The organism is Rhizobium sp. RU35A, assembly GCF_900156005.1.
Classification (GTDB): domain Bacteria; phylum Pseudomonadota; class Alphaproteobacteria; order Rhizobiales; family Rhizobiaceae; genus Neorhizobium; species Neorhizobium straminoryzae.
This window is the reverse complement of record NZ_FTMR01000030.1, coordinates 1-10,927: the sequence shown is the minus strand read 5'-3', so window position 1 is coordinate 10,927 and position 10,927 is coordinate 1. Positions and strand designations below refer to the sequence as shown.

The window sequence follows — 10,927 nt, the reverse complement described above, 5'->3', positions numbered from 1 at the left end:
CTTCCGCTTCGCGGCGCTATGCTAAGCCTCCTGCGGCGTCCCTTCTTCCGTCAAAACCGTGTCGAGAATTCCCGCTTTCCCGCCCCTGAAGGAGGAGCGGCGCTATGCTGAAAGCTCCGATGTTCTTCATTGTCCTTCTCGGATCTCGGACTGGCGCCGATCGATCCGAGCGGTGCCTTCGCCAGAAGGGGGGAAGGACGCCGCATGAGCGCCGGCTATTCGCCAATGGCGGCCGGCGCGCGGTAGAAACCAGAGCCAACCCATTGAGTGCAAGTTATGGCGCGGCTTTCGCCGCGCCATTCCCTTTCTGCTTCTCGATCGTCCGGGGCTCCATGGCAAGCACAAGATCATGCACCATCTTCAAGGTCGTATCGTCGAGCTTTTTCAGGTGGTCGACCGTTTCCTCCATCAGCTGGTCTCTCAGGGCTTCGCGTGACTCGGCTTTGGAGTGAGAGGGCTGCTCGTTGACGAGAGGATCGAAGAACTCTTCCGGGGTGATATTCAGGACTTCGAAAACGTGGAGTAGGCGTCCGACGGTCATCAAGGATGAGGCGTTTTCGTAGCGGGCGTAGGTTGCCTCCTTCATCCCTAGCAGCATGGCCACTTTGGCTTGCGCAAGTTGTCTGTCGGTTCGCAGGTCACGCAGCCTTTGCGCGACCAGCAGATCCAGTTGCCTGAGATCGATGATCTTTCCGTCGAGCGGCTTGCGATAAACCGGATGATCTTTGTCTGGGTCTACAACGCGTTCAAGTCCGAGATAGCTTACCCACTGCTCGAGTCCGAAACCTGCCATTGCCACCAACCACACTGGAATTTCATCGTTGTTCCTCCGGGACAATTAAAGATGGTGCCTCGAAAGTCTACCCTGGATAGCTGCTTTGGCGCATCGCTTTGCGACCCCGCTCTATGCCTTCGGCACGGAGCCAGCAGACACTGTCTCCGCCCATTCGGGTGACGATCGGTTGCGCTGCGGCTTCGCCTCAAATCAGTTTCATCGCAGGCAAAATCCGTTCGGAACATTTACAGCCTCGCCCGATCGACCCATATTGGCTGTTGATCAAGTCAGGTCGTGGCAAGTCTCTAGCCCTTTCTTGTCGCGTGCCTACGGAGGCCGCCCTGCCTCGTATCGGGGCGGCCTTTCCCCTCCCCTACTGCTCTTCACAGTAATCAGCATCAGCGGTTTGCCAGCCTAGGCCAGGATAAAGCAGTGACGCCGGAGGCGTCCTGTCTGTTTCTTTGATGAGGGAAAGAGGAGCGCTGCCCCCTCTCCCTCACAAGGGGAAAAAACGGTCTCCCCGTCCTTCCTTCGCGCAGCCTTGGGGCAGCGCTTTGTGCAGGAGCGCCGTTGACACGACGCCCTTTCGGCTTTGCCTCGGGCGGGCGAACCCCCTCCGTTTTTATCCCCTTGCCACCCTCTCCCCCGCTGCTCCGCGCGAACTCGGGAACAGGAGCGGGGCTCCTGCCCACGAGGGGCACGAGAAGACCGCTTCGCGGAATTGGAGAAAGGGTGAGAACTATGACCACAACCGCAACCGTTTACCTGCTGGACCCGGAAGCCGGGACCATTCAAGCCGCAGAGGTCGCAGCACCTCGCGCATTCTCTCAGACCTACGGGCTGATTGGATGCCAGCTTGTCGAGGTGGTGCCATTCGACACGAACCACGTTCTTATCGTCGATGAGGAGGGTTTGCGGGACGGCTTGACCGCCTTCACCGTCTTTGACGGCTACCCGCAGCCATTGGCTGGAAAGATCGTTCTTGCCAGCCTGGACGGCGCGCATGTCCTACCGCCGCAGATCAGAATTGAGGAAGCAGCGGCCCGCCTGAACGTCTGCAAGCCGGTTCTTGATCCGGTCTTTGCCAAGGCAGACGAGCATTCCCCCAATGGGGTCATTCTGGGCGGCGCCTTGATCGGGTTCCAGACCCGTATCACCCGCACTCACCCAACCGTCATGGCGGGGGTAGTCCGATGATCATCGCTGTTGTCGAGGACCGCACCCTGTCCATTCTCGCCGGAACCTTTGCCGCGACCATCGCGGCGAACGACGTCGAACATAGCTTCCATGCCCTTACTCATTTTCCGGAGCGGCGCACCCTTTCCGAACTGGAAGGGCTGGCAGAGCGCCTGAACGGCTTTGCCGCCTACATGGTGGAGCTGTGGGAGCAAGCAAAACTGCCCCTGCCAGATGCTGAACTAGAGGCCTTTGCTCGCCGTCATGTCGAGATCACCGCCAAGTATTGGGCAGCGGAAGGCCGTTGCATGAACTGGTTCATCACCGGACCTGCGCGTTTTCCCGTCGCCCGCAATGAAAAGCGGATGCGAGTTTCAGACGCCCGCCGTGCTGACATCTCAGCCCATATCGCGACTGCGAAAAAAGCAGTGAAGCGCAAGGCGTTTCCCCACGGGAGCGATGACGAGCCGATCCGAGCCAGTGACCCGGCAGCCATGCAGCGCATCGCCTCGCGGATCGAAGACCTGGCACTGTCCATCGACCGGATGAAACGGGCGAATGTCATCATTCGCCGGATGGAGAAGGATCAGGCGAGCGAAGCCGACATTCTGGCCCGTGTGGTGGCCGAAACCGGCATGGACGAGGAGAGGGCATCGCGTGGCGTTACCCTTGCCCCGTGGCAGAACCGACGCGGCTTTTCCACCACCAACACCCGCGCCGAACTGCGCCGCATGCAAACCCGCCTCGCTTCGCTTGCTGCGATGAAGAAGCGCGGCGACCGCGCCGAGGACGTCGAGACGGAGGCAGGAGCCGTCACGGTCAAGGAAAATGCCGACATGGCCCGCATTCAGTTGCTGTTTCCCGGCAAGCCGGACGAACAGACGCGGCGCACCCTGAAATCTCACGGGTTCCGCTGGTCCCCATCGCAAGGAGCGTGGCAGCGCAACTTGAACGCGGCCGGACGCTATGCGGCAAGTCGTGTCTTGAAATCGATCAGCGGCGACAGCGCCGCTTGATCAGCCCCGGAAGAGCAGAGGATCCCCACATGAATGAGCAAATTTTTACAGTCATGGAGTTTTCCGGCCGAGGCGATGCCATGTTCGGCGGCAGTGCCGCCGACTGGAGCCTATACACCCAAGAAGACGGCTCGAACGCTTTCGTGAGCGCCGCCGACGCGCAGCGCCGCCAACTGGTGAAAGCCTATTTCCCGACCAAGAAGGAGGCAAGTGAGGCCGGAGAGGCGGCCAGTCAGCGCATGGGCCTGATTTCGGCCCTGCCTGTTCGGCGCGTTGACGAGATCCCCTATGCGCAATTGCGCTGGATTGTCGGAAACATGCACGTTGGGACCAGCGATGACGACTTGAAAGCCGACATCAAGGGACGCGCGAAGTCGGGCATGACAGCGAATCCCGACCTTCTGGCGCAGGCGTGCGCCTATGCACTGGCAAGCCACCGAGCCAATCAGGGCTTGGTTGCCCATTTCCGGCTGTAGGAGGCGAAGCATGAAAAGCAACGGCCAGCGCCGAAGCGTTGAGGTCTTCGACACGCCCTCCGGTTTAGGCGGGAGCCACACGGTTGAGGTTGTCGAGGACCTTAGAAACAATAAGATCAAGGTGCGCGTCTGGTATGGACGCGCCACCGCGACAGGTTGGGAAGCGTGGAAGGATTGGGACGGCTACCGCTTTGAGACCGACCGCGCCAGCCTGACCAATAAGCGGTCAATGCCGCTGTTCAAATAGGACCTGGGCCGCATTTCGATGCGGCCCGACATCAGGAGGGACACCATTGAGCCGCTACACCGTGACCGTGAAAACCGACGAAGAGACCGACGAGAACGCCGTAATCGGCTATGATCCGCCGTTGCGCACCTTCTTTCTGCAGGCGTTTCCCGATGAGGAAACCGACGAATATGCCCTATGGTTCGGGACGCATCTTGAGCAGCACCCAAGCCTTGAATCGATCATCGAGAGCGCGCGCCGTTTTGGCTATGAGATCGAAGGGCTGTCACAGAAGGCCATCGTCGCCATGACAAAGGAAGCGGGAACGCCGACGCTGCCAAGCCTTGGCGAGCGGCTAGGATTGGTACGCTGACAATTGTTGGATGCTTTGCTGCGGGGCTGGTTCGGAAGAACTGGCCCCGTAGCCATTTTGGCAGTTGCGAACCTGGCCGCATCGAGCGGGCTGCGGTCCGCCCGAAGGGAGCCCGTGCCCCTCCCCTCGGCTCCCCTCCCGCCCGATTGCTGCCGCTGAAGCGAGGCCGGGATCGGAACGTCAGGGGCGTCCACGAGCGCCAGAGTTCTCAGAAATCGACTTCAGCTCTTGGATCGATAATGAGCTCCTGGTCGCGATCAGATAACCGGCCAGATAGGTCAGCTTCAGATATGCTTCACCGTCGCCTTTTGGCTCATAATTGATGATTGCCTGGCGGCTCTCCTTCGCCTTTTTTCCCCCTTGAACTGCCGCTGAATGCTGATCGATCAGCTCATGAAGCGAGGGTTTTTCTCCTGTCGCACCAGCTGCGATCTCCGTTACCACTCTCCTGGACGTGGACAATGCCGGAGCCGTTTTGGTGCATCGAGCGGCAATTGCTTCACGGGACGAACGCGAACTGGATGACGACAGTAGCATGGCGGATGCCTCACCGATCTAGTTGCATTGGGGATCGTCTCAGACCATCAAATCGTCCACAACGCACGATAGGATACGAAACAAGACGAAATCTTGGGCTGTAAGTCATTGGAAAAAAACGGTAAGATTTTTGTTCCACCGCCGGCGGATGGAAGCGATTTCAAGGAACTGTTCAAGAAAATGGCTGCTGCGGGTGCCGGACGCCCCTTGGGTGAAGACGGTTTTCCCCAAGGCCCGTGGACGCCGGAGCTACTGGCGGATGCCATCTCAAAGATCGACGCCAACCGTGTCGGAGTGGATCTTCGGACCGTCCAGCTCTGGTTTCAGGAGAATGACAAAGGCATCAGTCCGGCCAACATTCGCTGGCTGGCACGCATCTTCGGTTGCGACGATCGCGAGGCGACGAATGATTGGCTGAATGAGCTCAGCTCGGCCCAAACGCGTCTGACCGCCAGGCGGCGAGATCAAAAGAAGACCAGCGGCTCGACTGCGACTGCCCTGCGTGTGCCTGACACGTCAGCGCCAGAAAAAAACCAGGTTCCGCTAACGCCCGTCGTCTCGGTGGACCTTCAAACCATGCCAGCGGAGCGGCCAAGGGGTTTGGCAATCAAGACCGAGGCGATTTTCTCGCACGGATCACATCTGAACTTGCCGGCCTGGATCTTCGCCGGTTCGTCCGCCCTCGGATTCCTCTCTTACATTTTGGGGATCCACAGCATCACCTATGTGCGCGCGGATGGTATCGAGAAGCAGGTTGGCTTCCTCTGGGCACCGAACTGGACCTTCCTGTTCATGGTGCTGTTGCCACTGTTTTTCGCCGTCGTTATCGAGCTTCTGGGTTTCTGGAAGCATGATGGCCGGCTCAGGTTACTGGCGGAGGCTGATCGTGTAAGAAGCGGCGACGCCTGGACGCTAAATTTGCAGGCCAACTCACAGACCTATTGGGCAGTTTTCCTGATCTGCATATTATTCGCGGGCGTGGTGCAATGGATCGGCGTGCAGCTTATCCCTCTGCTTGAGCAAGCGCAGGATTTTGCCCCAAGCTGGGGGACGATCGGTATCATCAGGCCGGATATCCTATCGACGCCGGCGGCAATCGTATTTACCGCCCTTGCCTATCTCTACATGTCCACAAGCTTCTACCTGCTGTTCGCCGGCCTGATCCTGCTGCATACGATCATCCATGATCTATGGAAGCTTAAACGCGGAACTGAACTCCTTGGCGAGCAGAGAGGCTGGCCGGACACCAGTGAAATCGGTCTGCGCATCATGCGCGGGGTCTTCAGATGTTCCGTGCTCGTCGTCCTTGCTGCCATCTGCATGAAGGCACAAAGTGCCTATCTCGCATCGCAGGGCCCGGATTTCGTGACATGGCTGATCCGCGATGTCTGGGCTGCGCTGGCAGATTACGACGATGGAGATAGGACCTTCGATTACATCATGCCCACACACTACAGCAGCTTGCTCGTCGTGCTTTCGACCTGCAGCGTCTTTGTGTATGGAGCAATCCGCTTGGGGGATGATCGGCGGCTTCGTTCCCCCTTGTGGAAGATGTCTGCGGTGATCGGTTTGCTTTTCGTCTCATACATGTTGATCGACGCGTTCGATGGTTTCTCTGTTTTGCTGATCGTTACCGCGCTCATTGCGAGCTATGGTCTATTCGATCCGGCATTTGAGTCAGCTTGGTGTGCCCGTGAGATCAGAGGCGACAGCCATGTTTCATAATTGGCTGGATCGTTGGGACGAGGGCCGAGCCCAACGCGGCGAAGAGGCCAAGAAGACCACGGACCTCATTCTGGACGCCGATCGTGCATTTCCCGGCATGGGGGCGGCTGAAACGCTAGAGGGGTTTTGCGTTCTCGCGGAAAAGTCCGCCGTTGATCCGGGCTTTTTTGAGCTGCCTGATGCGAGCGATCATAGCTTTGAGCTGAGGGATGGCTGGCTGACGTTCCCTTCGGACGTTTCAACCGATGTTGCTGAAAACAACATCGTGTGGGCCAGGATCACGGAGAGCGGAAAACGCGATCAGGCGGTGGTGATCTTCCATCACTGGAACGCCGAAAGTCGGAACCGGCAGATTGCCGGGTTCCTCTCCTGGCAAGGGGTCACAGTGATCGAGATCGCCATGCCTTACCACTTGGAGCGCAAGCGCCCGGGCTCGCTCTATGCCGATTACATGCTCAGCGCCAATCTCGGCCGAACGGTGCAGGCCGTCAGACAGGCTGTATGGGACGGGCGCAAGCTTATCTGCTGGCTGAAGCGCGAGGGGTATCGGGATGTTTCCGTCCTCGGGATGAGTCTTGGTTCCTGGATAGCCGGACTGGTCGCGGCGCATGAAACCGCCGTTTCTCGGGCGTCGCTCTTCCTCACGGCAGGAAGCCTCGCCGAAATGGTTTGGACTGGGCGCGCAACCCGATCGATCCGGAAGAGCCTCGAGCCGCATCTTACGCTTGCTCAGCTGCAACGAGCGTGGGCATCACTCAATCTTGAAAACCATGCAGACAGGCTGGCGCGGCCAGGCCTCGAACTTCATGTCGTCCTAGCATCGAGGGACACGGTTGTTTTGCCGGACCTGTCAGAACGCCTGCTAGGGCGGCTGCAGAATGCCGGAGCCAGAGTGGGCGTGCTGCGGCTGAATTGCGGGCACTACTCTCTGGGGCGGCTACCCTACATCTTGGGAGCCGGATGGAGCCTGAAGCGGTTTCTGGTGCGCAAGCGCGAGGCCGCCCTGGCTTAGGAGCGCTTGAGCGCCGCGTCGAGCGGCACCCAACCGCAATGAGGGGAGCCCCCTTCGGCCCCTCCCCTCAAACTCCCCTTCCCCCTCACGACGGACGCGCCCCGCAAACGGGACAACTTCGCGATTTGCCGGTTGATGAACTGGCGAAGGCGACGGCCGGTTTTCTGGCAGAAGGTTACGAGCGTTTTCATCAGAGGTTCCTCCTTAGTGGTTGTGCGTAATCGCGAAGCTCGAATACGGCTTGAACCGCCGAGTGCATCGCGTAGCGATCGCAATGGAGCGAAGCGGAGAGGAGAACCCTTTAGGGTTGCACGCTAAGGCGGGGCCTGACGTGTCGTGCGCAGCAATAGATTACGTACGGCCACTAAGGAGCGGCCTGAAAACGCGGCCTTCGTAGCCCCGGCCGTCGTCTTTGCCTTCGACCGGCAAATCGTGATCCGGCCGCCAGGTCGGATCTCCATCGCTGTGATGCTGCAGCGGTGGTTGAGCTCGCGTCGATGCTCCTAGCCGGAAACGACAACAAGCCTCAGTGAGCCGTCCCGCAAAGGCCAACTTCGGTTCTCCATCGCCGTGATGCTTCCGCTCATCGCCAAGGTCGAGTTCAGCTATCAAGTCGAGCTCAACAGCAAGGCCGGAAACGACAACAAGCCTCAGTGAGTTACGGCCGCACCCTGCCCTGCAGGGAGCGGCCTATCCGTCGTGATCCCGAACCCGGGGCCTTCCAACCGCCAGCAGGAAGCATATTTGCTGGAAGATGACCGACTTTCCAAAAGCGCCACCCGAAAAGGACGAAAGCCGCTACATCGCGTGTCAGATGGCGGTGGAGACTGTTTTGCAGGACCTGGTAGAGGATGCCATGTGCCGAGGTTGGGAGGAGACGGAAGTCCTCTCCGCCAGCATGAGGTTGCGGACAACCTCATGCTGGCGGCGGCTGCCAAGCGGGATCTAGACCTGCTTCTCGCTGCTCTGCGAAGAAACTTGCCCCCGCCCAATCTCGCCGGTTAGGAAGGGTTCGACGCGATCCGGCCTGGGACCGAACGGGACGGCGCGCGCTTCGGATTTGTCACCCATAACATCAAGGACTTCAGCGACCCGAACGGCGATCGTCGGCTACCGCACCCGGATCTGGTGCCGCTCTTTCTGCCGCCGAAATCCCGCTACTGGGTTTCGCTGCTCGATACGCTGAAGGATGTCGATCCGGATCTGCTCGAAGATCATGACGCTGAATTCAATTACTCGCCGCAGTTCCGGAGACTGTCGGAGATCCTTGAGGCCGAGCACCTGCTGTTCCGCCAGGTCTGGTATAACCGGCACTGGAACCTCCGGACGGAAATTGAGGACTGCACGCATCATGTGGTGCCGGAATCCGAATATTCCCGGTCACCCTATCGGCAGGATCAGACGCTCGACACGATATGGGCGGGCGCGCTTGCGGCCGCGAAAAGAACGGAAGATGAGGTCGGAATCGACAATCTAGGCCCGTGGAGCGATTTCGAGTGGGGGATGATCAACGGAAAACTATCCGCCCTGCGTTGGGTCACTGGCGACGACTGGGACATGCTCGACACCTGACGGTTCCTCGCGCGGCTGTTCATGCGCAACCGCCTGTTGATCCTTCTTTTCCTTGGGTGGCTGATATAGCTCGATCGGCGCGTGCGGATACACGTCAAGGAAGCGGCAGTGCGCCTGACACCATTCAGCGGCAGGGGGTGAAAGCCAGCTGGTCATTTCCAGCATGCTTTCGTAACGCTTGGGCAGATTCCACATGATGATCGGCTCATGATGCGCAATACGGTTTCGCAGACTGCGGATCTGCGCAAGGGGGCCTGAAAAATCCTTCCTTCGCAGCCCCTTCCCATCCGGCTTGCGGCCGATCTTGTGCAGCGTCGTTTGCCACAGCGTCTCATAATCCTTGCCGAACATGGCGGTCCAGAAACTGAAAGTCAGCGCGGCGACGATGCGGCCGGGGGTGGGCTCCTTCCTGTCCTCCTCGATGTCATGGATAGCCTTGGCGAGCTGATCGGGCTGCCATTCACCCAGCAGCTGACCTGTTTCATGGAACCAGCTTTCATTGACGGCCTCGGTCATGACTACATGAATGCGATTCCGCAGGGCCACTTCTAGCATCTGGAGCGGCGTATAAAGGCTTTCCGAAATCAGGGTGTTGAGTGTATATAGCTCGATAGCGCGGGTACGGTCGTCCTTTGCCCAATCCATATAGCGTCCGAACCGCTCCAGGGAGAGCGCCATCTCAAGCGCTTCATAGGAAACCGGCTTACCTACCTCCTCTTGCATTTTTTCCTCACCTGCTTTACATTGGTATTTGTACACCCCGGTACCGTCTCTGCCCTAGGCATGCGGCCGGGGTAATTTTTTGCCTGCCTCACTTGAGGCCCTTCGGCGTCTGCAGGGCGGCCTTGGCCTCCTTGCGCTGCTTCTTCTCGGCCGCGAATTCAGGCTCCAGGGCCTGCACTTTCGCAATCAGGCCGTCGAGGTGGTAGATGTTGCTATTCCAGTCCCCTGCAGCCGTCTTGCGCATCTCACGCTGAATATAGCCGGCCTTTTCGAGGGCCCGAATATTGTTCTGGATGGTCTTTTCGGTGACATCCATCCGCTTTGCCAGTTCCTTCTTCGCAGGAAACGGCTTGCGGGACGGCTCATGCCAGTAATCCAGCAGCTGAATGATGATATTCATCTGCATGGAGTTGATACCAAGGCGGCGCTGCGCCTGGATCAGGATAGAGGGAATGCCGGCATAGCCATGACTATAAATGGCTTTGCCCCAGATACGCTCCGTCGAGGACGGTTTGCGGGCAGCTGGCTTGGGAAAGTCGATCACTTCTGCTTCAGTAGTCTTGGCGCTCATCGTTTAAATCTCCTTCATGCAAAGAAGATACGCGGGCCAATACCGGCATTCAATGCTACGGGCTATTTGGGGTATGGAAATTGGAGGGGGTACCCGTACATACGCTAATTGTGCTGTATCCCCGTATTGCGTTACAAGATACGCGCTCCTTTAATGGTAGGATTATGCCCCCACGTGGGGTAATTTCCTGCCAGACAGGTGGGATCGCCAATTTCCGCACCATTGCGGCTGTTTTTACAGCAAAGCCCCCTTTTAGTATGCCGGCTCACCGATCGAAACGGCGAATATAGGCTGAAACTCAGGTTTCCGTCAGCCAACGCGAATAGGCCCGGAGATCAATCATGGGCACAATCGAGATCGGACGGCGGGCGCAGAGTGCGATATTAAAAACATTGCCCCTTGGACTTGGCTTTCCGCCGTGGCTTTCGCGAAAATCCCAATTAATGCGACACTTGTTTTCCTGACTTTTGCGACGTCGCAGAATAGGGAGTTTTGCGGCAGGCACAATGTCGCCTATTGGCGCGAAACGGCCAGATGCGAGCTGTCCCAGATGAACTGAAGCCTGGCTGCGACTGTTGAGCGGCTGTTTCAGATCGCCCACTACATCATCAACGCAACGCCCAGGCTGTAGAAGCACGGAACGGTTTTGCCGGGGGAAGTCGGTCCCGGCTTCCGCTTCGCGGCGCTATGCTAAGCCTCCTGCGGCGTCCCTTCTTCCGTCAAAACCGTGTCGAGAATTCCCGCT

The 10,927-nt window shown here is 58.6% G+C and carries 12 protein-coding genes; 8 read left to right on the top strand and 4 right to left on the bottom strand.

The window, feature by feature from the left end; translation table 11 throughout:
• Positions 1-274 precede the first annotated feature (274 nt).
• Complete coding sequence (locus F3H95_RS26585) at positions 275-793, bottom strand: helix-turn-helix transcriptional regulator (RefSeq protein ID WP_149748181.1); 519 nt, start codon at positions 791-793, stop codon at positions 275-277.
• A gap of 723 nt (positions 794-1,516) precedes the next feature.
• Between F3H95_RS26585 and F3H95_RS26575 the strand changes: the two genes are divergently transcribed.
• The 5 genes from F3H95_RS26575 to F3H95_RS26555 are packed head-to-tail and all read left to right on the top strand — an operon-like array spanning position 1,517 to position 4,042.
• Complete coding sequence (locus F3H95_RS26575; RefSeq protein ID WP_107341905.1) at positions 1,517-1,972, top strand: protein psiB; 456 nt, start codon at positions 1,517-1,519, stop codon at positions 1,970-1,972.
• Entirely contained in the window at positions 1,969-2,967 is a 999-nt protein-coding gene (locus tag F3H95_RS26570; RefSeq protein ID WP_244618156.1) for a hypothetical protein, read from the top strand. The genes F3H95_RS26575 and F3H95_RS26570 overlap by 4 nt, the downstream gene beginning before the upstream one ends.
• 29 nt (positions 2,968-2,996) lie before the next feature.
• Complete coding sequence (locus F3H95_RS26565; protein ID WP_149748179.1) at positions 2,997-3,443, top strand: hypothetical protein; 447 nt, start codon at positions 2,997-2,999, stop codon at positions 3,441-3,443.
• A gap of 10 nt (positions 3,444-3,453) precedes the next feature.
• Positions 3,454-3,690, top strand: coding sequence for a hypothetical protein (locus F3H95_RS26560; RefSeq protein ID WP_107341907.1), 237 nt, complete (start codon positions 3,454-3,456; stop codon positions 3,688-3,690).
• A 46-nt stretch (positions 3,691-3,736) separates the two neighbouring features.
• Complete coding sequence (locus F3H95_RS26555) at positions 3,737-4,042, top strand: hypothetical protein (protein ID WP_107341908.1); 306 nt, start codon at positions 3,737-3,739, stop codon at positions 4,040-4,042.
• A 180-nt stretch (positions 4,043-4,222) separates the two neighbouring features.
• On the opposite strand, the gene F3H95_RS26550 is transcribed toward F3H95_RS26555, so the two are convergent.
• The gene (locus F3H95_RS26550) at positions 4,223-4,486 is read right to left on the bottom strand and encodes a hypothetical protein (protein ID WP_137039933.1); all 264 of its coding nucleotides are present in this window, start codon (positions 4,484-4,486) and stop codon (positions 4,223-4,225) included.
• Positions 4,487-4,687: 201 nt separating this feature from the next.
• Between F3H95_RS26550 and F3H95_RS26545 the strand changes: the two genes are divergently transcribed.
• From F3H95_RS26545 to F3H95_RS26530, 3 genes are all read left to right on the top strand, one after another.
• Positions 4,688-6,304 carry a hypothetical protein gene (locus F3H95_RS26545; RefSeq protein WP_107341959.1) on the top strand — a complete coding sequence of 539 codons (1,617 nt, stop codon included), beginning with the start codon at positions 4,688-4,690 and terminating at the stop codon, positions 6,302-6,304.
• Entirely contained in the window at positions 6,294-7,316 is a 1,023-nt protein-coding gene (locus F3H95_RS26540; RefSeq protein ID WP_149748178.1) for a dienelactone hydrolase-related enzyme, read from the top strand. The genes F3H95_RS26545 and F3H95_RS26540 overlap by 11 nt, the downstream gene beginning before the upstream one ends.
• Before the next feature lie 1,128 nt (positions 7,317-8,444).
• Positions 8,445-8,888, top strand: a complete 444-nt coding sequence (locus tag F3H95_RS26530; RefSeq protein ID WP_210248600.1) for a hypothetical protein — start codon at positions 8,445-8,447, stop codon at positions 8,886-8,888.
• Here the strand turns inward: F3H95_RS26530 and F3H95_RS26525 are convergent.
• Together F3H95_RS26525 and F3H95_RS26520 are read right to left on the bottom strand one after the other, a co-directional pair.
• Entirely contained in the window at positions 8,835-9,611 is a 777-nt protein-coding gene (locus F3H95_RS26525; protein WP_149748176.1) for an Abi family protein, read from the bottom strand. The two genes, F3H95_RS26530 and F3H95_RS26525, sit on opposite strands and share 54 nt — an antisense overlap.
• Positions 9,612-9,699: 88 nt before the next feature.
• On the bottom strand, positions 9,700-10,182 hold the full coding sequence (locus F3H95_RS26520; protein WP_149748175.1) for a helix-turn-helix domain-containing protein: 483 nt from the start codon (positions 10,180-10,182) through the stop codon (positions 9,700-9,702).
• Between the last annotated feature and the right edge of the window lie 745 nt (positions 10,183-10,927).

Bases quoted from the DNA above. Each gene is read 5' to 3' on its own strand.
- F3H95_RS26540 (WP_149748178.1), top strand. From the start codon at position 6,294: ATGTTTCATAATTGGCTGGATCGTTGGGACGAGGGCCGAGCCCAACGC.
- F3H95_RS26570 (WP_244618156.1), top strand. From the start codon at position 1,969: ATGATCATCGCTGTTGTCGAGGACCGCACCCTGTCCATTCTCGCCGGA.
- F3H95_RS26520 (WP_149748175.1), bottom strand. From the start codon at position 10,182: ATGAGCGCCAAGACTACTGAAGCAGAAGTGATCGACTTTCCCAAGCCA.
- F3H95_RS26585 (WP_149748181.1), bottom strand. From the start codon at position 793: ATGGCAGGTTTCGGACTCGAGCAGTGGGTAAGCTATCTCGGACTTGAA.
- F3H95_RS26575 (WP_107341905.1), top strand. From the start codon at position 1,517: ATGACCACAACCGCAACCGTTTACCTGCTGGACCCGGAAGCCGGGACC.
- F3H95_RS26560 (WP_107341907.1), top strand. From the start codon at position 3,454: ATGAAAAGCAACGGCCAGCGCCGAAGCGTTGAGGTCTTCGACACGCCC.
- F3H95_RS26565 (WP_149748179.1), top strand. From the start codon at position 2,997: ATGAATGAGCAAATTTTTACAGTCATGGAGTTTTCCGGCCGAGGCGAT.
- F3H95_RS26525 (WP_149748176.1), bottom strand. From the start codon at position 9,611: ATGCAAGAGGAGGTAGGTAAGCCGGTTTCCTATGAAGCGCTTGAGATG.